The following is a 20,675-nucleotide window of genomic DNA, read 5'->3' as shown; positions in this document are numbered from 1 at the left end:
GGACTAGCCGCGGTCCGATTCGGTGGGTGCCGTCGCATCGCCGGCCAGGCCGCCGTCGTCCATCTCCTCGTTCTGCTTCCGGTCGTGCCGTGCCATGTCGCTGTGTGCCCTGTCGTTGTCCGTCCCGTCGACGTCCCCGCCCAGCGGGCTGTTGGACACCGGAGCCGGCGCTGCCCCTGTTTTGAGGCCGGGGACCTTCTGCGCCTCCATCGCGTTTGACCCTTCGCTTAGGGACGAGTGCACTTCAACGTCGTCATTGGGGTCTGCCGGGTTCGAAACATCCGTCTGTTCCGTCGGCTTGGATGTCCCGGCCAGGTCCTCCATGGCGTTCTCCGCTGCCTTGCCGATGCTGTCGCCAATTCCCATCTGACTGCTCCTTCCGACATCGCGTGCCGGCGCCCCAGCGGCGTACCGGCCCTTCTCCTCCAGAATTATCAGCATGCTTACAATTAGTCCAGTGCTGGGGAATTGAACCGCAGCCGGAGAGGAAGGAAAGGCAGCATGAGCACTTACCATCCGGAAAATGACCCCGCGAACCCCGACCGTCCAGGGAAGGACGATGTTGGAGCCGCCCAGCCCCACCTCGCTGAGCAGCGCAGCAAAGAGTCCGGCGGCTCGCCGAACCCCGACCCCGCAGAGGGCAATGTCACCGGCCTGGAACCAGGCGGGGGAGTACCTCCCGGAGAGACGCCGCCCGCCGAGGACCAGATGAGCAGGGACCAGGGCCACTCCGAATAGTGCCTGGTGTCCAGCTGCCGGCGGGCCTGCGGTCTGCCGGCAGCTGGCCCACGGCCAGCGTTAGGAGGTCGCCTTGCCCTGGCTTTTCCGCGGCTTGCTGGGGCCGGCCAGGTGGCGCTCCAGGCCGTCCATGTCCAGGCGCGTGTTCCATTTGGCCCAGTCCTCAGGCCGGACGGACGGCCGGCCCAACAGGTAGCCTTGGCCGGCGCTGATGCCAAGTTCGCTGAGGGCCTTCAGTTCGCCCACGGTCTCGATGCCTTCCGCCACCAGGGTCACGCCGATCTGGGCGGTGAAGTCCACCAGGCAGGACGCGAGGGCGTGCTGCAGGCCGTCCTTGTCCACATCGGCGATGACATTGCGGCCCACCTTGAGGAAATCGGGCCGCAGATGGATCATGCGGCTGAGCGCCCCCGCGCCGCTGTGGGTGTCGTCGACCGCGACCCGCAGCCCCTTTTCACGCAGCGGATTAATCGCGGAAATGAACTGCAGGTATTCCTCTTCCGGGATATCCGCGGTCAATTCGAGCACCACCCGGTCGATGGGAAGCTCGATGTGGTCGAACAGTTCCGGCAGCCGCGGGTCCATGCAGGAAGTGGGCGAAATGTTCAACGAAACGTAAAGGTTTTCCGGCAGGTTTCGCGCCGCTGCGGCAGCGGACCCGAGCGCGGAAAACTCAAGGTTTGCCCCCAAGCCCACAGCGGCTGCCTCGGCGAACCACAATTCAGCGGCGGCCCCGTCGTCGCTGACGAAGCGGGAGAGCGCCTCCGCGCCCACCACGGTTTTTCCTTCGAGCCCATAGATGGGCTGGAAAGCGGTCATCAGCATCTTGTTCTCGAGCAGGGCGCTGATCCGGGACATGCTGCGGATGGCGTCCAACTGCTCAGCGAACTGTGGCGGCAGGGCGGGCGGCGTAAGGCGCATCTCCCTGGCCGTTTCCAACGTCTCGACCGTATTGGCATCGCTCTGCCGGGTCTCGAGCAGGTACTCCAGCAACGCCCGCTCGGGCACGCCGGGATTCTCGTCGAGGCTTGTGCTCAAGCGCTGCCGGATGGCGGCTCCTGCAGGATCCGTATCCGCCAGGACAGCGGCGATAATTCCCCATGCCTGTACCCGAACCGACATTAGCAACGCCCCCAGTTGACGAAGTAATGACCCGATGGCCCAATTATGTTCAAATTTCCAAACGCCTTATAAAAGTACGATGCTGAAAGACCCTGAAACCTGCGGCGAAGAAGAACCGGACACCGCACGCTGATCGTATAACGGCGGCTCCAAAAGCGCAGTAGTTTTCGCGCTATTGGTTAGCGCTTTCCTGCTGGTCAGCAAGCAGTTCCGGTACTTGCTCCGGCGGGACGGGGCGGCTGAAGTAGTAGCCTTGGGCGCTGCGGCAGCCCAGATCACGCAGGATCTGCGCCTGCTCCGCCGTCTCAACGCCTTCCCAGACCGCTTCCAGCCCGCATGCCCGGACCAACTGCAGCACCGCTGCCACCAGGGCCGGCTGGCTGGGGTCGCTCTCAAGGCCGGTGATCAGCGACCTGTCCACCTTGACCCGGTCCACCGGGAGGCGGCGGAGGTAGCTGATGGAGGAGTAGCCGGTGCCGAAGTCGTCGATTTCGATGCCCACGCCCAGGCCGCGGAGACCACCCAGTGAATACCGGTCCAACTCGTTGCCTTTGACGATGGCCACTTCCGTCAGTTCCAGGACCACCTGCTCCGGCTTGACCCCTGTTTCCTGGAGGGTGTTCCGCACGTCCTCAATGAACTGCAGGCTCTGCAGGTCCGTGGCGGAAATGTTGATGCGCACGGAGAAGGAACTGTCCACCAGTTCGGCGTCGGTCCAGCACCGGAGCTGCTTCACGGCGGTCTGGAGCACCCACAGGCCCAGTTCCGAGATCAGCCCGGCTTCCTCGGCAAGGGGAATGAACTCGTCAGGCATGATGAAGCCGCGGGTGGGGTGGTTCCACCGGACCAGCGCCTCGACGCCTTCAATCCGGCCGGTGGCAAGCTCCACCACCGGCTGGTAGTGCAGCGTCAGCGCGTCGTCTTTGATGGCGGCCCGCAGGTCGTCCACCAACTGGCTGCGGAGCCGCCGCATCAGCAGCAACGCGGGCTCGAACCTGTGCAGCTTGTTTTGCCCCTCGGCCTTGGAGGCGTACATGGCGACGTCGGCCTCCATCAGCATGTCTTCCGGGGTCTGGCCTTCGCTGCCCACGCTGAGCCCGATGCTGGCACCACAACGAACGCTGCGGCCGGGCAGCTCGATGGGTTCGTTGAGCGAGGCCAGGATCCGGTGCGCCACGACGGCGGCCTGGTCCGCCGACGCCGACGGCATGACGATGGCGAACTCATCCCCGCCCAGCCGGGCAACGACGTCGGACACCCTGACGGCGTTCCGGAGCCTTTCACCCACGGTGACCAGTACCTGGTCCCCGGCCGTGTGCCCCATGCTGTCGTTGATCGATTTGAAGGCGTCGAGGTCCATCAGCAGGATGGCTGGACCTTCTTCTCCCGTTTCCCGCCCGGACCCCGAGCGGGCCTCGAGGGCCGCGCGAAGGGCTTCGATCAGCGCCGAACGGTTGGCCAGGCCCGTCAGCGGGTCCTGCATGGCCATCTTCTGCATCTCAAGGTGTGCCTCGTGCAGGAGCTGGGTGCGGACCTGGACGCGCTGTTCAAGTTCTTCGTAGATAACCTGCAGGTCCTCGGCCAGCAGGTTGGTACCCATGATGATCGCATCCAACTCATCCCGGGCCGGTGATACCTCGATCCGGGAGGTGAGGTCGCCGGAGGCAAGCCGGACAATGCCTTCCAACAGCTGGGAGAGCCGGGGGTCGTCGTCGGTAAACATGTCCAGTCCTCCTTCGGCGCCTAGTTGGCCTGCACGCGGTCAGTCCCAAGGGGGAGGCAGACGGTAACCGTGGTCCCGGAGCCAAGGGTGGAGTCGACTTCGATCTGCCCGCCGTGGCGGTCCACGATGTCCTTGGAGATGGCGAGGCCCAGCCCTGTCCCCGGGATGGCACCGTTCATGGCGTTGGAGGCGCGGTAGAACCTGGTGAAGACGTGGTTGATTTCGTCACTCGAGATGCCGATGCCGGTGTCGGAAATCCGGACGGTGGCCCACTTGGAGCCGTCCTCGGCGGCGTGGGATTCGCTGCCCACCTCGATCCGCCCGCCCTTGGGCGTGAACTTGATGGCGTTGGACACCAGGTTGGTGAACACCTGCTGCAGCTGCACCTCGTCGGCAAGGATTTCCGGATCCTCCGGCACCGGGTCCACCTCGATGGTCACGTTTTGCAGCGTGGCCAACGGCCGCAGCGCCGCGGCCACCAGGTCCAGGGTGTGGCCCAGGCGCACCGGCGCCAGGTGCATCTCCGTGTTGTCCAGGCCGCCGCGCGAAACGCTGAGCATGTCCTCGATGAGCGTCCGGAGCCGCTCGGTGTTGCGGACCACGATGTCCAGCATCTGGTGGACCTCCCTGGACACGGGGTGCTCGGTGCTTTCCTGGATCATGTCCAGGTACGCCATGATCGAGGTCAGCGGCGTGCGCAGCTCGTGGTTCACGGTGGCCAGGAAGTCTGTCTTGGCTTTGTCGAGTTCGCGCAGCTGCTTCACCACCTGCTGCTGGCTGCTGATCAGGTGGCTTTGGATCAGGCCATAGGCGGCGTTGCCGGCCACGTGCTGGATCAGCCCCAGTTCGGCGCTGGACCAAGTGCGGGGCCGGTCCATCATGGCGATCCAGATGATGCCCAGGGAGGAATTTCCTTCGCCGATGGGCACTGCCAGGGTGGAGGCGGCTCCGGCGACGGCGGCCACGGGCTTGTCGTCTGTCCTGGGCTCGGCCTCGTTCCCTTCGGCGGAGAGGGTCTCGGTCCCCGCCCAGAGCGCGTCCGCCGTGGCTCGGGCTTCGTCCTCGCCGGGAAGGGCATCCGAGGGCAGCCCTGCCAGGCCGGGCCGGTGCCAGGCGGCCGTGATCACGGGGACCCGGTGGTCCTCGAAGGTGGCCAAGACAACGTGGTCCGCCCTAAAGGTCCGCCCGAATCCGGTGACGACGTGGTTGGCGATCTCCTGGGGATCGTTGGTGGCGCGCACTGCAGCCGAGACCTCGCGCAGCTGCCCGCGCAGCCCTTCGGCCTCCTGCCGGGAGGCGCGGCGCCGGGACACCTGCTCGATCAGGACGGAGGCCCGGTGGACCAGCTCCCTGGGGGCAGGCGGCTTGGTGATGCAGTCGTGGACGCCTGGCGCGTTGGCCGCGCGGATCTCCTGCGGGTTGTCCAGGTCCACCAGCACCAGGACGGGGACGGTGGACGGGACTTTTGACAATGCTGCGGACAGGGCGGCGTCGGCGACGATGACGGAGGGTTCGGTGGTGTGCAGCAGGGCGGCGAGGCCAGCGGCGTCGGCCGCTTCGAAGACGCTGTAGCCGGCGTCGCGCAGTGCCTGGGTGTTGGTGGCCAGCCGGCCGGCGTCGGGATCGGCGACTACGGCGGTGCGGGGCAGGCGGATGTCACTCGGCACAGCCGTCACGGTGCTCCCTTCCCTCCCAGTTGAGTACATTCTAGGGGGATGGCCGCCGGGCAGGTCTACTGGGAGGAAGCTGCTTCCACCACTCCGTTCCCGTCCCGGCTCCACGCCACGTACGGCAGGGCGCGCCGTAATGTAGCCCAACGTGCCGCGGCTCCCAGCGGGGGAACATATATTTGAGCCGTGTCCCCAACAAACTCATCTTCCTCGGCCTGGCAGAAGTACCTGATGATCCCCAAACTCGTCAGGCTCTCCCGGAACGCCCCGAAGGACCGGCACAAGGCGTGGGACACCTACTGGGCCGGTATCACCGCCACGGGCCCGGGTGGGGAGGTCCTATGGGACTCCGGCAGCGACCATGAGTTCCTTGGCTACAAGGACAGCCTCCAGCGCTACCTGGATCCTGCACTTCCCGTAGTGGACACCGGCTGCGGCCACGGTGGTTTTACCCGTGAGCTCGCCGGGATCTTTCCCAAGGTCATTGGTGTTGATGTCTCGCGGCACGCCATTGCCAGGGCGCGCGCGGAGTCTGCAGGCAGCAGCGCAGCATTTGAAGCACGGGACATGACGGCGGAGGGTGCAGGCGCAGCGCTGGCCCAGGCCATTGGCGCAGGCGAGGACGGGGCGAACGTTTTCATCCGCGGCGTACTGCACGTCCTCGACCCCGGGCACCAGACGGCACTCGTTGAAAACCTGTGGCACCTTGCCGGCCTTCGCGGCACCGTGTTCATGGCCGAGACGAATTTCCAGGGGAACCCGGTGGAGTACGTGTCCCACCTCGGAGCCACCACCCGCGGCATTCCGGCGCCGTTGGAACTCGCCATCCGCGGACTGCCCATGCCGGGGCACTTCGGGCCCGAAGAGCGCGAACGTGCCTTCCCGGCGTCGGCTTGGGAACTCCTTGAGGATGGCCACGTGGCCATCGAAACCAACCCGGCAACCGGTGTCCCGGGACAGGACCGGGTGCCCGGCTACTACGCGGTGGTCCGCCCGCTCCGATAGCGGCCCCCGTACCTCCCCTGCCTGTCACGCAGGCTTTACCCCCCGCTCCGCAAACCGTCCGCAAAGCACCCTCCCCTCCCCTTGACAGGGGGTCCGCTCCGGAGGCTCCATGGTAAGTAGACTTACTAGTTAGCCCGAAGCGAAAGGAAGGCGGGCGTGGCAGAAGACAAAGGCAGTAGGAACCGCGAAGCGGGTGGGAGCGGGGACGACGAGGACCTGGGGGCTGGCCCCGAGGGCGGGAAGATCCGCCGCGGACCGGACTCCGCAAAGTCCCTGAAGTACTCGCAGGAAGTAACCTCAACCGAGGATGAGCCAGAGCGTGAAGGCCGCAGCCTGGCCACCACCCACCACGAAGTCATCAAGCAGTGGGCGGAGGAGCGCGACGGCGTGCCGGCCACCGTGGAGGGCACGGAACACGGCGACCACCTCGGAGTATTGCGGATCGACTTCGGTGGCAAGGACGACAAGCTCCGCCACGTCAGCTGGGAGGAATGGTTCGACACCTTCGACTCCCGGAAACTCAACTTCATCTACCAGGAACAGCGCAGCGACGGCACCCAATCGAACTTCTTCCGGCTGGAAAATCCCAACCGGGAAGACGCCTGAGCCGCACCCGCGCCCCAGCGCTTGACGGCGCCGGATCACCCTCCGGCGCCATCTGCCAACCGCCGGCGCAAGACCTACAGGACATATCATGAGCAACCTCATTCCATCCGGCGCACTGCGCCGGATGCTGCTGCCCCCCACCTATGGACGGCACGTCACCTCCGCCACCGAATTCACCATCCTTTCCGTGGAGGTGTGGGCTTCCGGCCTGGTGGTCAACATCCATCTGCCCTCGGATGACGCACCTGAACCGCGGCTCATCCTGCAGGACCACTTCGGAACCGAATACACCCTGCAGGAATCGGCCACCGTGGGTTCCCGCAACCTGCAGGTGTTCACCCCGTCGGTACCGCCGGGCACCAGGAGCCTGACCATCAGGTCCGCGGACGACTCCGACGGCCGGCCCGTGGTGACCTTCGCCGTCCCGCTGATGGCCGTCCCAGAAGCAGCTGATGATTCGGGGGCGGCGGTCCGGGATGACGTTGCCGAAGCCGACAGCGAGTCCTACCAGCCGGACTTGCGCCGCCCCGCTTAACCCAACGCCCCGCCTGACCCAACGACCAGCCCAACCGACCGAGCCCAACACAAACGAAAGGCCCGCCATGCCGGACACCAGCCACTTTGCCCCCACCACCGCCATCGTCACCGGCTCCGATTCCGGGATCGGCAAGGCCACTGCCGTGGCGCTGGCCCGCGCCGGGATGGACGTCGGCGTCACCTGGCACTCGGACAAGGAGGGGGCGGAGGAAACTGCTGGGGAAATACGGGGCCTGGGGCGCAAGGCTGTGGTCCGGCGGCTGGATACCAGTGAACTGCGCGACGCGGGAGGCGTCATCGACGAACTTGCCGAGGAGCTGGGCGGGCTGGATGTTTTCGTCAACAACGCGGGGACGGGGGCAAGCACCAAGTTCCTGGACATGGAAATCGACGACTGGATGCAGATCCTGGACACGAACCTCAACGGCGCCTTCGTCTGCCTGCAGGCCGCTGCGCGGCGCATGGTCAAGGCGGGCACGGGCGGACGGCTCGTGGCGGTGTCCAGCGTGCACGAGTTCCAGCCGCGCGTGGGCTCATCCGCCTACGACGCGTCCAAGCAAGGCCTGGGCGGCCTCATGAAGACACTTGCCCTTGAGCTGGGCCAGTACGGCATCACGGCCAACACGGTGGCACCCGGAGAGATTGCCACCCCCATGACCGGGCAGGAGGACCAGGACCCGACGGCGGCGGAGCGGCCCGGGGTGCCGCTGGGGCGGCCGGGGAACGCCTGGGAGATCGCCAACGTCATCGCGTTCCTTGCCTCGCCGGCCTCCAGCTATGTCACTGGCGCGGGCTGGGTTGTTGACGGCGGCATGCTGCAGATGGGACCGCAGGCGGGCTCGCACATCACCAGCCACGACTGGCGCGAGGCCTAAAGGGAGCCGCGCGGGGGAGGGGAGTCTCCCATTCCCTGCAATGCTGAGGTCCACATCCCGGATTGGGCAAACGCTTTCCCGCGGCGTGCTGGCATGATGGACGGCATGCGCATTCTTATCGCTCCGGACAAGTTCAAGGGGTCCCTGACGGCAGCCGAGGCAGCCGCAGCCATCGCCGAAGGGGCCCTGTGGGTGTACCCGGACGCCGTCGCCACCCAGTTCCCCATTGCCGACGGCGGGGAAGGCACCCTGGAAGCGGCGGTTGCGGCAGGCTATGAGGAGCGGTTGAACGCGGTAGTTGGCCCCATCCTCGCCCCGCTCGGCGCTGCCTGGGCCATCCACAAGGGCGCCGGCAAGGTGACCGCGGTGATCGAGACGGCGCAGGCGTCCGGCCTGGCCGACATGGAACCAACCCCGGCCAACTCATTGCGCGCCCACAGCTATGGCTGCGGCCAGCTGATCGCGGCGGCGCTTGACGCCGGAGCCACCGAGATCGTCCTGGGCCTGGGCGGTTCGGCCATGACCGACGGCGGCAGCGGCGCCCTACGTGCCCTGGGCCTGAAGCCGCTCGACTCCGCCGGAAACGTGGTGCCACTGGGCGGCGGCGCGCTGGCCGATGTGGTTGCCCTGGACACGAGTGGGCTGGACCCGCGGCTGTCCGCCACCACCTTCCGCATCGCTGTCGATGTCCGCAACCCGCTGTACGGTCCCACCGGCGCCGCGCACGTCTTTGGGCCCCAGAAAGGTGCGGACCGGGACGCCGTGGAAATGCTCGACGCCGGGCTCCGCAACTGGGCATCTGTGCTGCGGGAGGCGACGGGCCGGGACGTGAACGTACCGGGCGCCGGCGCCGCCGGCGGCTTCCCGGCGTCGTTCCTTGCCTTCACCAGCGCCACGCTGGAAGGCGGCTTCGCGCTGGTGGCCGGCCTCACCGGACTGGCGGACCAACTGGGCCAGGCGGACCTGGTGATTACGGGCGAAGGATCCATGGACTCGCAATCGCTCACCGGCAAGGCGCCGATTGCGCTCGCCGACGCGGCCCGGGACCGCGGAATTCCTGTCATCGTGGTGGCGGGCAGGATCCTGGTGACCCTTGAGGACCTCGCCGGGCACGGCGTGGAGGCGGCTGCCCAGTTGCTGGACGTGGCATCGAGCCCGGAGGACGCGGTGGCGAACGCCGGCAAGTACCTGACCTGGGTTACAAGCCAGGTACTTGAAGGCGCCTAGCCGACGATCGTGGTGTTGCGGCGGCGCCGGAAGATCAGGATGGCGATCACCACCAGGACGGCCACGCCGGCAATCACCCACGGGGTGTAGTTAAGGCGCGTGTTCTCATTCTGGGCCGACTCCCCGGTGCCGGGGTTGGCCGGGCCGGTGGACGCGGAATCCCCCGGAGAAGGTGTGGGAGAAGTGGCTGCCGCCCACGCAGCGCCTGTTGATCCCGGGGCCACCTGTTCCGGGGCAGCCTGGCTGGCGGTGAATGCCGGTGCCGACGCAGTGGCTGCGCCGGCCGGCAGGGCCGGGGCGGCAAGGAGCAGCAGGGCCAGAAGGGTGGTTCGCACAATGGTTCGCATACAGTCTCTCCTTTTGGGTGGGGCTGGGTGGATTGGTGCTGGATTGGTTGGGGTCTTCAGGCGCCGGTTTCGTAGTGGGGTTCGGCGACGGGCTTTGATTCCGGGGACCCCTTTTGCCGCAGGTAGACCGAGGCGCCCACCAGGACGCCCACGGCCAGGAATTCGCTTTGCCAGTTCTGGAAGGACTCAAACCAAAAGCGGCTGCTGCCCAGATACTGCAGGAAGGTAATGGCGGGCTGGCCGTGGCTTTGCTGGTCCTGGTTGTACTCGTCCACACCCCCGGCGGCGTGAAGGGCAAATGATGCAAGGAAGAGGGCGAAGAGCAGGATCGACAGGGAGTTCTCGTACAGCTTGAGTACTGCACCGCCCCGCCGGACGGGCCACGGCGTGGCCCTGCTGACGGCCGCCTGCTGCGGGTCCCCATCCTGCGGCGCTTTCTTTCCCACCGGTTTGGACTCACTTGATCCTTTTTGAAACAGGAACACCGTGAGGACCACATACATAGCCATCTGCAGGAACTCGGATTCCCAGTTCTCAAAGGTGGCTTCCACGAAAGCGCCGGTGCCCAGGAACTGCAGGACTGAGACCGGCGGTTCGCCGTGGGCCTGCTGGTCCTCGCTGTAGGACGCGGCCCCGGAGAGGACCATGCCAACAAAGAAGACCAGGAAGCAAGCCAGGTTGGCAACCAGCAGGCCATGCTCTTTGGCCCATTTCCGCATTTTCACTCCTTCTCCTGGGTGGGCGGGAGGATTTTCCCGGTGGCCTGTTTGTTCAGCCGAAGCGGGACGAACACCAGCATGACCACCATGACGCCCAGCAGCGCCCCGCCGGCGGTGACCCCCGCGGACCTTCCGGCCGCGACGTCGAACACCAAGGCTGCGGTACCGGCGCTCAGCAGGGCGATGCCGCCAAGGGCAATCTTGGTGATGGTGTCCGCGCTCGAAACCAGCGTCTCCTTGAGCCGCTTCCGGAAGAGCCGCCGGTGCACGCTGACCGGGAGAAGGATAAAGGCCGTTGTCAGGGCGGCGATCACCACGTTGGTGAGGTAGAGGCCAACCTCCCAGTCGTCCAGCTTTTCGAAGCGCTGCTGGAAAGGCAGCGTCAGCAGGAAGCCGGCCAGGATCTGTACCCCGGTCTGGAGCACGCGCAGCTCCTGCAGGAGTTCCGCCCAGTTGCGGTCCAGCTGCTCCTCGCGGGTTTCATTCCGTCCCGTCCGGCCCGTGTAGTCCTCGACTTCGGACATACGGCCCTCCTTCCACTGCAGCCACTTCCAAGCCTTCTTTCTACTCCTCCCATACCCAGAAGCAAGGCTGGCGTTGCGCCTGCGACCACATTTGATAAGTTTACTGATTATTACCTTGGAGTGGTGGACTTGGTCCGCTACTCCGGATAGCTTCGAAGGGCCGGAGCGCGGCGGTGCTCTTCCAACCGAACAGGTCAACCGACACAGGCAGGCGGACATGAGCGACACGGACAAGCAGACAGACCAGCCAAGAGATCCGCGCGGCGGCTACCACTCGGGACCGTTCCCGGAGCAGGAACAGAAACAGCCCGGACTTACCGCGCCCATGGACCCCAAACCGGACCACGGGGAGCAGAGCTACAAGGGGAACGGCAAGCTCGAAGGGAAAGCGGCGCTCATCACCGGCGGGGACTCCGGCATCGGCAAGGCCGCGGCCATCGCCTTCGCCCGCGAAGGGGCCGACGTCGCGATTTCATACCTTCCCGAAGAGGAAGACGACGCGCAGGACACCGCGGAATGGATCCGGAAAGCCGGACGCCGCGCGCTCCTCTTTCCCGGCGACGGACGCGAAGAGGACTTCAGCACCCGCATCGTGGAGGAGACCGTATCCGGGTTCGGCCGGCTCGATGTCCTGGTGCTGAACGCGGCGTACCAGAAGAACCGCGAGAGCCTGGAGACGCTTCCCACCGAGGAGTTTGACCGGGTTTTCCGGACCAACCTTTACTCGCTGCTGTGGTCGGCACGGGCCGCGGTACCGCACTTGAAGGCGGGGGCCTCGATCATCACCACAGCCTCCATCCAGGCCTTTAACCCCTCACCCGGGCTCATCGACTACGCCATGACCAAGGCCGCACAGGTGGCATTCACCAAGGCCCTGGCCCAGGAACTGGGACCCAAGGGGATCCGCGTCAACGCGGTGGCGCCCGGCCCCATCTGGACACCCCTGATCCCCGCCACCGAGTGGCCGGACAAGCTCCCGTCCTTCGGCCAGGACACGCCCTTGGAACGCGCGGGACAGCCCGCGGAGCTGGCAGCCGCGTACGTGCTGCTTGCCTCCGAGGACGGCTCCTACATTTCGGGTGCAGTCCTGCCGGTCACCGGCGGCAAGGGGCTGTAGTCCAGGACTACACGCGTCCAGCACTGTCCACGAATATTCACCAGACCAGCACCATCGGCAACGCACAACAGGAGGAAGCATGACGCAGGAAAACCAGCAGGCTGAACCCGAGACCGCCCCGGGCGGCTACGGCACCCCCACCGCCGAGCAGGAGGCGGCCGGCACGCAGGGCGGCCAGCAGTCCGGCGGTGGCACGTCTTCGGCCGGCGCGGAAACCAATGAGCCGCAGTCGGGCACAGGCGGGGACCCCCTCTCGCGCGACATGGACCTTCCCTCCAGCGCAGCGGACATCGATGAGTCGAATGACGATTCCCAGGGGTCGGCAGAGGTCTCATCCGAGTCCGGCCAGGAAGCCACGGGCATTCCCGATGGGAGCGGCAACGACCTTCCGCAGGAGGAATCCCCCAATGACGACGACGAAAGCTTCGACGCCGGATAAGTCGCCCTGAACCATAGGCCCCCGTTCCTGCTGCCACCCGGCAGCGGAGGCGGGGGCCTTTGCCGTTCCGGAGGGCCCGGGCCCGGGGCCTGGCGGGGCTGTGGCGGGGGATGGCGGCGCGAATACATCCCGCACGGCTGGGTACGGAACACGCGAAACCAATTCGCCGGCAACGCGCAGCGGCAGGCACTTTGTGCCGCCCCGCCGGCGCCAACTTCGACGGCAGGAAGGTGGACCGTGGGCATGAGGTTTTCGGAGCAGTGGGCGCAGCAACAGGACCGGCCGGACACGGCAGCGGTGGATGTCCTGGTGCCCACCTGCAACAGGCCAGCCGAACTCGCCGTCACCCTCGCGGGACTGGCCGCGCAGCAGGAACCCGCGTTCGCCGTCGTGGTCAGCGACCAGTCAGCGGGGCAACCCGCTTGGGAACACCCGGCCGTTGCCGCGATGGTGCGGGTGCTTGAGGCGCAGGGCCGGCAGGTCACGCTGCTGCGACACCTCCCGCGCCAGGGCCTGGCCGAACACCGGCAGTTCCTGCTAAACCAGTCCACCGCGGACCAATGCCTTTTCCTGGACGACGACGTCTGGCTGGAACCGGGCGCCCTGGCACGGCTGAGCCAGGCGCTCGACGAACTCCAGTGCGGCTTCGTGGGGATGGCGCCCCAGGGCCTGTCCTTCCTGGACGACCGCAGGCCGGAACAGACCGCTAACTTCCAGGCTTGGGACGGCCCCGTGACCCCGGAGCACGTCCGGCCGGGCACACTGGAATTCGAACAGTGGCCGCTGCATAACGCCGCCAACCTCAGCCACCTCAGCGCGGAACTATCGCTGAAGCCCGGCCAGTGGGTGCCGTACCACGTCGCATGGCTGGGCGGGTGCGTGCTGTACCGCAGGGAAGCACTGAACGACGCCGGCGGGTTCCGTTTCTGGACCAGCCTTCCGGCCGGCCACGCGGGGGAGGACGTGGTGGCCCAGTGGCAGGTCATGGAACGGAACGGCGGCGCCGGCATCCTGCCCTCCGGCGCCGTCCACCTGGAAGCACCCACCACCGTAACGGACCGCGCTGTGGAGGCGTACGACGTGGTCCTTGGCCAGGAGTCCGTTCGGGGGACCTAGCGGCTCCTTAGTGCGCTTCCAGCGGGTATGCCACGTAGGCGAAGCGTTGGGAGTCCGGCGACCAACTGTTGACGTTGAGGGTGCCCTGGCCGCCGAACACCGGCCAGGTGTGCAGCGGCGCCGCCCAGTCGCTGGTGGGCACAAGGACGACGTCAACCGGCAGGTCCGCGGGGTGGCCTTGGGTTCCAGCGGGGAAACGGATGTACGTGGCCAGTCTGCTGTCGGGTGACAAGTGCGGGAACCAGTCGACGGTGCTGCTGTGCAGCAACCGCTCGAATCCGCTGCCGTCGGGCCGGATCCGGGCAAGCTGGGCGTGGCCGGGAGCGCTGCTGAAGGATTCCGTGTTGAGGTAGAGCCAGTCTCCCTCGGGGGAGTACTCGGGCCCGTCGCAGTGCCCTGGACCCACCTCCACGTCGTGGGAGGCTCCGCCTGCTGCGGGGATGGTCCGAAGCCGGCCGGGTTTGCCGAAGTCCCCGCCCTCGATGTCCACGTACGCCAGCTGTCGTCCGTCGGGGCTGACACCGTGCAGGAAGTGCCAGGATCCGTCGTCGTCCGTGATCCTGGTGGCCGAGCCGCCCGCAAGGGGTCCCCGGTAGATCTGGCCGTCCTCGCCTGACAGGAAGATGCCGCTGCCGTCCGGGTCCAGGACGTGGTCGTTGTTGAGCTCCGGGACGCCGTCGAGCGGAACCTCCGCGAGGGCACCGGACGCCAGATCGAACCGCCACAGCCTGCCGTCTCCGTTGAGGATCAATTCCCGGCCATCGAGTGTCCAGTTGGGTGCCTCGAGGAGAATATTCCCCGTGGAGTATTCGAGTATGTGTTCCCCCGACACCGAGGCAACCCAAACTTCACAACGCTGGCCCGGCTGAAGCCTCCGCACGGGGCTCAGTCCTTGCTGCTGAACGCGGCGTCGAAGCTGGTTTGGGAGGCGGGGAAGTCGTATTTCTTGAGGGCGGCGAGGGCTTCGGGGGCGCCGTGGAGGCGGTCCATGCCGGCATCTTCCCATTCGATGCTGATGGGGCCGTTGTAGCCGATGGCGGTCAGGGCGCGGAAGGAGGCTTCCCAGGGGACGTCGCCGCGTCCTGCGGAGACGAAGTCCCAGCCCCGGCGGGGATCGCCCCAGGGCAGGTGGGAGCCCATGACGGTGTTGCGGCCGGTCTGGCGGACCTTGGTGTCCTTGCAGTCCACGTGGTAGATCCGGTCCTTGAAGTCCCAGATGAAGGAGACGGGGTCGATGCCCTGCCACATCATGTGCGAGGGGTCCCAGTTCAGGCCGAAGGCTTCGCGGTGGCCGATGGCTTCGAGGGTTCGGACGGTGGTCCAGTAGTCGTAGGCGATTTCGCTCGGGTGGACTTCGTGGGCGAAGCGGATGCCGTTTTCGTCGAAGACGTCCAGGATGGGGTTCCAGCGGTCGGCGAAGTCCTGGTAGCCGGCATCGATGACTTTTTCGGGGACGGGCGGGAACATGGCGACGTATTGCCAGATGGAGGAGCCGGTGAAGCCGACGACCGTGTCCACGCCGAGGGCCTTGGCGAGCCGGGCGGTGTGCTTCATTTCCTCGGCGGCGCGGGTGCGGACACCTTCGGGGTCGCCGTCGCCCCAGACCTTGGACCCCACGATGGCTTGGTGGCGGAAGTCGATGGGGTCATCGCAGACGGCCTGGCCTTTGAGGTGGTTGGAGATGGCCCAGACCTTGAGGTTGTACTTGTCCAGGATCTCGAGTTTGGATTCGACGTAGCCGGGTTCGTCCCAGCGCCAGGCGTCCAGGTGGTCGCCGGAGACCGCGATTTCGAGGCCGTCGTAGCCCCAGCCGGAAGCAAGCTTCGCGACTTCTTCGAAGGGCAGGTCGGCCCACTGGCCGGTGAACAGGGTAAAGGGGCGGGGCATGGGGGGTCCTTAACTGGTGGGCGTTAGTGGCGGACGACGGTGAGGGTGCTCTTGTTGGCGGCGGATTCCTCCACCGCGTTCAGCACGTACTGGACGTTCAGTCCTTCTTCGAACGACGGCGAGGGCGCGGTTCCGTCCTTGATCGCGGTGAGGAAGTCGCGGACTTGGTGGGTGAAGGTGTGTTCCCAGCCGATGATGTGGCCCTGCGGCCACCATGCCTCGAGGTAGGGGTGTTCGGGCTCGTTGACCAGGATCCTGCGGAAGCCCTGTTCGCGGACCGGGAGGGTGGCGTCCAGGAAGCCAAGTTCGTTGAGGTTTTCCAGGTCGAACAGGAGGCTGCCCTTGTCGCCGTAGATTTCGATCTGGAGGCTGTTTTTCCTGCCCGTGGCCAGCCGGGAGACCTCCACTGAGGCGATGGCCCCGGAGGTGAGGGACAGCGTGGCCCAGGCGGCGTCGTCGACCGTTACGTCCTCGGGGCCGTCCGTGCCGGGTCGCTGGTTGACGAAGGTGCTGAGCCGGCCGGATACCTCGGTGACCTGGTCCCCGAGGAGGAACAGGACCTGGTCGATGGCGTGGGAGGCGATGTCCCCGAGTGCTCCGGACCCGGCGGTTTCCTTGCGCAACCGCCAGGTCATGGGGGCCTGGGCGTCGGCGAGCCAGTCCTGCAGGTACGCGGCGCGGACGTGCCGGACTGTGCCGATCCGGCCTTCGGCGATCAGCTCCTTGGCCAGGGCGAGGGCTGGGACGCGGCGGTAGTTGAAGCCGATCATCGACTGGATGCCCTTTGCCCTGGCTTTGGCGGCGGCCGCCGTCATGAGTTCGGCTTCGGCCAGGGTGTTGGCCAGCGGCTTTTCCACCAGCACGTGCTTGCCTGCCTCCAGCGCCGCAATGGCGATCTCGGCGTGCATCCAGCCCGGGGCGCAGATGTCCACGATGTCGATGTCGTCCCGGCTGATCACTGTGCGCCAGTCCGTGGCCGATTCCGCCCAGCCATACTTTGCTGCTGCCTCCGCGACGGCGCCGGCGTCCCGGCCCACGAGGACTTTCTGCTCGAAGGCCGGGACGTCGAAGAAACTGGCCACGTTCCGCCACGCGTTGGAGTGGGCCTTGCCCATGAAGGCGTAACCGATGGCGGCCACGCCCAGCGGGCGGGTGCCCGGCCGGGAAACCGGGCGGGGGGCCGGTGGTTCTGACGGGGGTGCGGGTGTGGTCATTTTGCGTTCCTGCTGGCTTCCTGCTTGCTGGAGAGGTGTTGCCGGGTTAGATGGTTGCGGTTTCCGGGGCCCAGTCCTCGGGGAGGGCGGGGGATGCCGGAGCCGAGCTTTCCACGTCGATAAACGTGCCGGCGTCGATGGATTCCGAGATGGAGACCATCGTGTCCAGGACGTGGTAGGCCAGCTCGCCGGTGGCGCGGTGCGGGACGCCGGCGCGCAGGGAGCGGGCCATGTCCAGCACGCCCATGCCGCGGCCGTTGGCCGGACCGGTGGCGGGAACAGTGGTCCAGTCCTCGTCGCCGGCGCGCCAAAGCTTGATGTCGCCGGTGAAGTAATTCGGGTCCGGCAGTGAAATGGTGGCCTCGGTGCCGGTGATTTCCACGAAGCCCATGCGCGTGCGGGGGGACTCGAAGGAGAAGACGCTGTGCGAGGAGGCACCGGATTCGAACTGCGCCATCGCGGAGACGTGGGTGGGCACCTCCACGGTGAACTCCTCGCCCGCCTTGGGTCCGGAACCGATCACGCGCACGTCCTTTGACTTGGAGCCGACGGCGGCCACCTTGCGGATGGAACCGAAGGCCTGGACCAGGGTGGTGAGGTAGTACGGGCCCATGTCGAACAGGGGCCCGGCACCGTGCTGGAAGAGGAATGCCGGGTTGGGGTGCCAGGACTCCGGGCCGGGGGTTTGGAACGTGGTCATGGCCGTCAGCGGGGTTCCGATGTCGCCGCGCCGGATCAGGCGCAGCGCGGTTTGGATGCCTGCGCCCAGGAAGGTGTCCGGGGCGCAGCCCAGGCGGATACCGGCGGCATCGGCGGTCTTCAGCAGGCCCAGCCCGGATTCGCGGTCCAGGGAGAACGGCTTTTCGGTCCAGACGTGCTTGCCGGCGTTGACGGCGGCGGTGGCCACCTCCACGTGCGCGGCGGGGATGGTGAGGTTGACGATGATTTCGACGTCGGGGTGGTTTAGGGCCTTGTCCACCCCGCCCCACTCGGCGATGCCGTATTCCTTGGCGCGTGCCTCGGCTGCTTCCTCGAAGAGGTCCGCAATGACGTGGACCTTCAGGTCCGGGAACGCCGTGAGGTTGTCCAGGTACTGCTTGCTGATTACGCCGGCGCCGATGACGCCAACGCCGACAGGTCCCTTGCGGGATGCTGAGGTGCTCATGCCTTGACTCCTTCGCCTGCAGCGTCCAGGAAGGACAGGCTCTGGGTGATGCCCTCGAAGATGTCCCCGGCGTAGTCGTCGAACTCCACCACGCCTACCTCAAGGGACTTCGCGGCTGCGATGACGTCCATGACCGGCACCTTGCCCTGGCCTGCCGGCTGCTGGGCTTTGTTGTCCTTGTTCAGGGGCCCGTCCTTGATGTGGATGAACTTCACCCGGTCGCCAAGCCGCTGGAGGAGTTCCACGGGGTCCTCGCCGCCCACTGCCGCCCAGTAGGTGTCCACTTCCAGGACCAGTTCCGGATCCAGCAGCGACTCGAAGTACTCCAAAGCGGTGCGGCCTTCGATGGTGGACTCCAGCTCCCAGGCATGGTTGTGGTAGCCCACCCGGATGCCGTACTCCGCACCCTTCTTCGCGGCGGCGTTGAGCTTTTCGGCCGTGGCCTGGATATCTTCGGCCTTCTGCCAGTGCTCGGCGGGCAGGAACGGATCGATGACGGTGGTGATGCCCAGTTCCTTGGCGGCCGCGAAAATTTCGTCCTGGTCCTGGCTCATCAGGGGAGCGTGGCCGGACGGTGCGGTGAGGCCGTTCTCCTTCAGGGCCGCACCAAGCTCCTTGGCCGTGGCCACGAAGTTGTACGGCTCAACCTGGGTGTAGCCGATCTGCGCCACCTTTTTGATGGTTCCCGGAAGGTCCTCCGAAATGGCGTTGCGGAGGGTGTAAAGCTGCAATGAGTAAGACATGGATTTCCTTTGTGGAGTGGTTGTTCAGAGGAAGTTGGGGAGTCAGCGGCCGGCGAGCGAGCCGCCGATGCCGCCGACGCTGAAGTACTTGTTCAGGGTGGCGAAGACGATCACGGGCGGGAGCATCATGACCACTGCCAGGGCCATGACCGAAGTCCAGTCTGTCGCGTTCTGCTGGAAGAAGGACTGCACGCCCATGGGGAGGGTGAAGATTTCGTTGGAGCGCAGGAACACGATGGCTACCAGGTAGTCGTTCCAGGCCAGGAGGAAAGCGAAGATCGCGGTGGACAGGACACCGGGAAGCGAGTTCCGCAGGACCACCCGGGTGAAGGACCCGAAGACGGAGCAGCCGTCGATCCAGGAGGCTTCCTCGAGGCTGATGGGAATGGAGTCGAAGTACGCCGCCATCATCCAGGTGGCCACGGTCATGGTGGAGCCGACGTAGATGATGGTCAGTCCCAGGAGGTTGTCCACCAGGCCCATGCCGGCGAACAGGATGAACAGCGGTACCACCGAGGTGATGATGGGCAGCGACTGCATCACGAACAGCAGCAGGGAGTAGCCGGAGACTGCCTTGCTGCGGCCGCGGGAGAGGACGTAGCCGGCAGGGGCGGCGACGGCTACGGAAACCACCACGGTGGAGAGCGTGGTGACCAGGCTGTTCTTCAGCCAGGTGGCGGCCAGGGTCTTGGAGAAGACATTGCTGAGGTTTTCGAAGGTGAAGCCGGTGGCGGTGCTGTTGGGTCCGGGCGTGAAGGCCAGCAGGACCGTGACCATGATGGGCACCAAAACGATCCCGGTGATGATCAGGATCGCGGCGAACCGCCACCAGCGGCCGCGCTGGCCGGCTTCGGAGAGGGACCTGCGCCGTTTGCCGGCATCGATGCCAAGAGACGGACCGGATTCGGGATGGGCGTGGAGGACTGCGCTCATTATTCGACGCTCGACTTTCGGATCTGGCGGTACAGGATGACCGAGATGACCACCAGGGTCATGGTCATGAGGAAGGCGATGGCCACGCCGGGGCCGGTGGCGAAGTCCTGGAACACGGTCCGGTAGGCCAGGACCACAAGGGATGTGGTGGCGTTGACCGGGCCGCCGCCGGTGAGCAGGTAGATGGTGGGGAAGTCGTTGACGCAGAAGATGGTCATCAGGATCCAGCTGATGTAGGTGGAGCGGGCAATCAGCGGCAGGGTGATCTGGGTGAACTGCTGCCAGCGGCTGGCGCCGTCCATGCTCGCTGCTTCATAGACGGTGGTGTCCACGGACGCCAGCGCGGCCGAGATCATCATCATCATGAACGGGAAGCTGACCCAGACCTTGAACACCATCACCGTGATGGAGGCCAGGTTGGGGTCGGCCAGGAAGAGCGGGGTGCCCATGCCCAGGTTCCGGAACAGTGACGGGATCAGGCTGTCCGGGGTGGCCACCAGCCAGTTCCATGCGGTGGATGAGACCACGATGGGCACCACCCAGGGCAGGAGCAGCAGGACCTTGAACGTGCCGGCGGCCGGGATCTTGGTGCGCAGGAGCAGGGCCAGGCCGAGCCCCACCAGCCAGGATCCGAAGACACCCACGATGGTGAACCACAGCGTGAACTGGGCGGCCTTCCAGAACGCCGGCGAGGTCAGGACGGTGGCGAAGTTCTGCCCGCCCACGAAGTTGCCGGTCTGGAGCAGGTTTCCGTCGTGCGTCGCCTGGACGGCGGCATAGATCAGGGGGTAACCGTGGATCAGGACAAGGAGGACCACGGAGGGGAGCAGGAGCCAGAAGAATGTCCTGGTGGCCTGCGCCGAAAGCTTGCTCTTGCGTTTTCCGGGGACGGGCCCGGACCCGCCGGGGGCAACCCCGCGGCGGGCCCGGGACAGGCCGGACTGGGTGGTGGCGCTGGACATGGGCGG

The 20,675-nt window shown here is 66.3% G+C and carries 23 protein-coding genes; 9 read left to right on the top strand and 14 right to left on the bottom strand.

The window, feature by feature from the left end:
- Window positions 1-3: 3 nt before the first annotated feature.
- Complete coding sequence (locus tag ACFO0G_RS14890; protein ID WP_376978547.1) at window positions 4-366, bottom strand: hypothetical protein; 363 nt, start codon at window positions 364-366, stop codon at window positions 4-6.
- Window positions 367-501: 135 nt separating this feature from the next.
- Between ACFO0G_RS14890 and ACFO0G_RS14885 the strand changes: the two genes are divergently transcribed.
- On the top strand, window positions 502-738 hold the full coding sequence (locus ACFO0G_RS14885) for a DUF6480 family protein (RefSeq protein WP_236800509.1): 237 nt from the start codon (window positions 502-504) through the stop codon (window positions 736-738).
- 60 nt (window positions 739-798) lie between these two features.
- Here the strand turns inward: ACFO0G_RS14885 and ACFO0G_RS14880 are convergent, their stop codons facing one another.
- The 3 genes from ACFO0G_RS14880 to ACFO0G_RS14870 all read right to left on the bottom strand — a co-directional run bounded on the left by ACFO0G_RS14880 (window position 799) and on the right by ACFO0G_RS14870 (window position 5,289).
- Entirely contained in the window at window positions 799-1,860 is a 1,062-nt protein-coding gene (locus ACFO0G_RS14880) for an EAL domain-containing protein (protein WP_286400842.1), read from the bottom strand.
- A 172-nt stretch (window positions 1,861-2,032) separates the two neighbouring features.
- A complete protein-coding gene (locus tag ACFO0G_RS14875; protein ID WP_376978544.1) occupies window positions 2,033-3,583 on the bottom strand; it encodes a putative bifunctional diguanylate cyclase/phosphodiesterase in 1,551 nt (516 codons plus the stop codon).
- A gap of 20 nt (window positions 3,584-3,603) precedes the next feature.
- Window positions 3,604-5,289, bottom strand: a complete 1,686-nt coding sequence (locus tag ACFO0G_RS14870; protein ID WP_376978542.1) for an ATP-binding protein — start codon at window positions 5,287-5,289, stop codon at window positions 3,604-3,606.
- Between the two features lie 195 nt (window positions 5,290-5,484).
- On the opposite strand from ACFO0G_RS14870, the gene ACFO0G_RS14865 reads away from it, so the two are divergent.
- From ACFO0G_RS14865 to ACFO0G_RS14845, 5 genes are all read left to right on the top strand, one after another.
- Window positions 5,485-6,258 (top strand): class I SAM-dependent methyltransferase, encoded by a 774-nt coding sequence (locus ACFO0G_RS14865; RefSeq protein WP_286400848.1) that lies wholly within the window; start codon window positions 5,485-5,487, stop codon window positions 6,256-6,258.
- A gap of 156 nt (window positions 6,259-6,414) precedes the next feature.
- Window positions 6,415-6,864, top strand: a complete 450-nt coding sequence (locus ACFO0G_RS14860; RefSeq protein ID WP_376978540.1) for a hypothetical protein — start codon at window positions 6,415-6,417, stop codon at window positions 6,862-6,864.
- An 88-nt stretch (window positions 6,865-6,952) separates the two neighbouring features.
- Window positions 6,953-7,399: a hypothetical protein gene (locus ACFO0G_RS14855; RefSeq protein ID WP_376978538.1), complete on the top strand. Its 447-nt coding sequence runs from the start codon at window positions 6,953-6,955 to the stop codon at window positions 7,397-7,399.
- Window positions 7,400-7,466: 67 nt separating this feature from the next.
- The gene (locus ACFO0G_RS14850; protein ID WP_376978536.1) at window positions 7,467-8,276 is read left to right on the top strand and encodes an SDR family oxidoreductase; all 810 of its coding nucleotides are present in this window, start codon (window positions 7,467-7,469) and stop codon (window positions 8,274-8,276) included.
- A gap of 105 nt (window positions 8,277-8,381) precedes the next feature.
- The gene (locus ACFO0G_RS14845) at window positions 8,382-9,503 is read left to right on the top strand and encodes a glycerate kinase (RefSeq protein WP_376978534.1); all 1,122 of its coding nucleotides are present in this window, start codon (window positions 8,382-8,384) and stop codon (window positions 9,501-9,503) included.
- Here ACFO0G_RS14845 and ACFO0G_RS14840 read toward each other — a convergent pair.
- From ACFO0G_RS14840 to ACFO0G_RS14830, 3 genes are read right to left on the bottom strand one after another with little or no spacing between them, the layout of a single operon-like run.
- Complete coding sequence (locus ACFO0G_RS14840; RefSeq protein ID WP_376978532.1) at window positions 9,500-9,850, bottom strand: LuxR family transcriptional regulator; 351 nt, start codon at window positions 9,848-9,850, stop codon at window positions 9,500-9,502. The two genes, ACFO0G_RS14845 and ACFO0G_RS14840, sit on opposite strands and share 4 nt — an antisense overlap.
- A gap of 56 nt (window positions 9,851-9,906) precedes the next feature.
- Complete coding sequence (locus tag ACFO0G_RS14835) at window positions 9,907-10,569, bottom strand: DUF6766 family protein (RefSeq protein WP_286400858.1); 663 nt, start codon at window positions 10,567-10,569, stop codon at window positions 9,907-9,909.
- Window positions 10,570-10,571: 2 nt separating this feature from the next.
- A complete protein-coding gene (locus ACFO0G_RS14830; protein ID WP_376978530.1) occupies window positions 10,572-11,093 on the bottom strand; it encodes a DUF6328 family protein in 522 nt (173 codons plus the stop codon).
- A gap of 217 nt (window positions 11,094-11,310) precedes the next feature.
- On the opposite strand from ACFO0G_RS14830, the gene ACFO0G_RS14825 reads away from it, so the two are divergent.
- The 3 genes from ACFO0G_RS14825 (at window position 11,311) to ACFO0G_RS14815 (ending at window position 13,765) form a co-directional block, all read left to right on the top strand.
- The gene (locus tag ACFO0G_RS14825; RefSeq protein ID WP_376978528.1) at window positions 11,311-12,210 is read left to right on the top strand and encodes an SDR family oxidoreductase; all 900 of its coding nucleotides are present in this window, start codon (window positions 11,311-11,313) and stop codon (window positions 12,208-12,210) included.
- Window positions 12,211-12,289: 79 nt separating this feature from the next.
- Window positions 12,290-12,649, top strand: a complete 360-nt coding sequence (locus tag ACFO0G_RS14820; RefSeq protein WP_286400864.1) for a hypothetical protein — start codon at window positions 12,290-12,292, stop codon at window positions 12,647-12,649.
- Window positions 12,650-12,892: 243 nt separating this feature from the next.
- Window positions 12,893-13,765 (top strand): glycosyltransferase family 2 protein, encoded by an 873-nt coding sequence (locus tag ACFO0G_RS14815; RefSeq protein ID WP_286400866.1) that lies wholly within the window; start codon window positions 12,893-12,895, stop codon window positions 13,763-13,765.
- A 7-nt stretch (window positions 13,766-13,772) separates the two neighbouring features.
- Here ACFO0G_RS14815 and ACFO0G_RS14810 read toward each other — a convergent pair whose 3' ends face one another.
- The 7 genes from ACFO0G_RS14810 to ACFO0G_RS14780 are packed head-to-tail and all read right to left on the bottom strand — an operon-like array spanning window position 13,773 to window position 20,669.
- Window positions 13,773-14,597 (bottom strand): TolB family protein, encoded by an 825-nt coding sequence (locus ACFO0G_RS14810; protein ID WP_376978526.1) that lies wholly within the window; start codon window positions 14,595-14,597, stop codon window positions 13,773-13,775.
- A 53-nt stretch (window positions 14,598-14,650) separates the two neighbouring features.
- Window positions 14,651-15,652 carry a sugar phosphate isomerase/epimerase family protein gene (locus ACFO0G_RS14805; protein ID WP_376978524.1) on the bottom strand — a complete coding sequence of 334 codons (1,002 nt, stop codon included), beginning with the start codon at window positions 15,650-15,652 and terminating at the stop codon, window positions 14,651-14,653.
- Window positions 15,653-15,675: 23 nt separating this feature from the next.
- Complete coding sequence (locus ACFO0G_RS14800) at window positions 15,676-16,866, bottom strand: Gfo/Idh/MocA family protein (protein ID WP_376978522.1); 1,191 nt, start codon at window positions 16,864-16,866, stop codon at window positions 15,676-15,678.
- 46 nt (window positions 16,867-16,912) lie between these two features.
- Entirely contained in the window at window positions 16,913-18,031 is a 1,119-nt protein-coding gene (locus ACFO0G_RS14795; RefSeq protein WP_376978520.1) for a Gfo/Idh/MocA family protein, read from the bottom strand.
- On the bottom strand, window positions 18,028-18,774 hold the full coding sequence (locus ACFO0G_RS14790; RefSeq protein WP_376978518.1) for a sugar phosphate isomerase/epimerase family protein: 747 nt from the start codon (window positions 18,772-18,774) through the stop codon (window positions 18,028-18,030). The genes ACFO0G_RS14795 and ACFO0G_RS14790 overlap by 4 nt, the downstream gene beginning before the upstream one ends.
- Window positions 18,775-18,816: 42 nt before the next feature.
- A complete protein-coding gene (locus ACFO0G_RS14785; protein WP_142131714.1) occupies window positions 18,817-19,707 on the bottom strand; it encodes a carbohydrate ABC transporter permease in 891 nt (296 codons plus the stop codon).
- A complete protein-coding gene (locus ACFO0G_RS14780; protein ID WP_286400877.1) occupies window positions 19,707-20,669 on the bottom strand; it encodes a carbohydrate ABC transporter permease in 963 nt (320 codons plus the stop codon). The genes ACFO0G_RS14785 and ACFO0G_RS14780 overlap by 1 nt, the downstream gene beginning before the upstream one ends.
- Window positions 20,670-20,675 lie beyond the last annotated feature (6 nt).

Origin of the sequence: Arthrobacter sedimenti, from assembly GCF_042652025.1 — a bacterium.
Classification (GTDB): domain Bacteria; phylum Actinomycetota; class Actinomycetes; order Actinomycetales; family Micrococcaceae; genus Arthrobacter; species Arthrobacter sedimenti.
This window is presented reverse-complemented; position numbering and strand designations above follow the sequence as displayed.

What these genes read in the sequence shown, in the direction of transcription:
- ACFO0G_RS14890 (WP_376978547.1), bottom strand. Translation starts at nt 366, where the DNA reads ATGGGAATTGGCGACAGCATCGGCAAGGCAGCGGAGAACGCCATGGAG.
- ACFO0G_RS14885 (WP_236800509.1), top strand. Translation starts at nt 502, where the DNA reads ATGAGCACTTACCATCCGGAAAATGACCCCGCGAACCCCGACCGTCCA.
- ACFO0G_RS14880 (WP_286400842.1), bottom strand. Translation starts at nt 1,860, where the DNA reads ATGTCGGTTCGGGTACAGGCATGGGGAATTATCGCCGCTGTCCTGGCG.
- ACFO0G_RS14875 (WP_376978544.1), bottom strand. Translation starts at nt 3,583, where the DNA reads ATGTTTACCGACGACGACCCCCGGCTCTCCCAGCTGTTGGAAGGCATT.
- ACFO0G_RS14870 (WP_376978542.1), bottom strand. Translation starts at nt 5,289, where the DNA reads ATGTACTCAACTGGGAGGGAAGGGAGCACCGTGACGGCTGTGCCGAGT.
- ACFO0G_RS14865 (WP_286400848.1), top strand. Translation starts at nt 5,485, where the DNA reads ATGATCCCCAAACTCGTCAGGCTCTCCCGGAACGCCCCGAAGGACCGG.
- ACFO0G_RS14855 (WP_376978538.1), top strand. Translation starts at nt 6,953, where the DNA reads ATGAGCAACCTCATTCCATCCGGCGCACTGCGCCGGATGCTGCTGCCC.
- ACFO0G_RS14850 (WP_376978536.1), top strand. Translation starts at nt 7,467, where the DNA reads ATGCCGGACACCAGCCACTTTGCCCCCACCACCGCCATCGTCACCGGC.
- ACFO0G_RS14845 (WP_376978534.1), top strand. Translation starts at nt 8,382, where the DNA reads ATGCGCATTCTTATCGCTCCGGACAAGTTCAAGGGGTCCCTGACGGCA.
- ACFO0G_RS14840 (WP_376978532.1), bottom strand. Translation starts at nt 9,850, where the DNA reads ATGCGAACCATTGTGCGAACCACCCTTCTGGCCCTGCTGCTCCTTGCC.
- ACFO0G_RS14835 (WP_286400858.1), bottom strand. Translation starts at nt 10,569, where the DNA reads ATGCGGAAATGGGCCAAAGAGCATGGCCTGCTGGTTGCCAACCTGGCT.
- ACFO0G_RS14830 (WP_376978530.1), bottom strand. Translation starts at nt 11,093, where the DNA reads ATGTCCGAAGTCGAGGACTACACGGGCCGGACGGGACGGAATGAAACC.
- ACFO0G_RS14825 (WP_376978528.1), top strand. Translation starts at nt 11,311, where the DNA reads ATGAGCGACACGGACAAGCAGACAGACCAGCCAAGAGATCCGCGCGGC.
- ACFO0G_RS14820 (WP_286400864.1), top strand. Translation starts at nt 12,290, where the DNA reads ATGACGCAGGAAAACCAGCAGGCTGAACCCGAGACCGCCCCGGGCGGC.
- ACFO0G_RS14815 (WP_286400866.1), top strand. Translation starts at nt 12,893, where the DNA reads ATGAGGTTTTCGGAGCAGTGGGCGCAGCAACAGGACCGGCCGGACACG.
- ACFO0G_RS14805 (WP_376978524.1), bottom strand. Translation starts at nt 15,652, where the DNA reads ATGCCCCGCCCCTTTACCCTGTTCACCGGCCAGTGGGCCGACCTGCCC.
- ACFO0G_RS14800 (WP_376978522.1), bottom strand. Translation starts at nt 16,866, where the DNA reads ATGACCACACCCGCACCCCCGTCAGAACCACCGGCCCCCCGCCCGGTT.
- ACFO0G_RS14795 (WP_376978520.1), bottom strand. Translation starts at nt 18,031, where the DNA reads ATGAGCACCTCAGCATCCCGCAAGGGACCTGTCGGCGTTGGCGTCATC.
- ACFO0G_RS14790 (WP_376978518.1), bottom strand. Translation starts at nt 18,774, where the DNA reads ATGTCTTACTCATTGCAGCTTTACACCCTCCGCAACGCCATTTCGGAG.
- ACFO0G_RS14785 (WP_142131714.1), bottom strand. Translation starts at nt 19,707, where the DNA reads ATGAGCGCAGTCCTCCACGCCCATCCCGAATCCGGTCCGTCTCTTGGC.
- ACFO0G_RS14780 (WP_286400877.1), bottom strand. Translation starts at nt 20,669, where the DNA reads ATGTCCAGCGCCACCACCCAGTCCGGCCTGTCCCGGGCCCGCCGCGGG.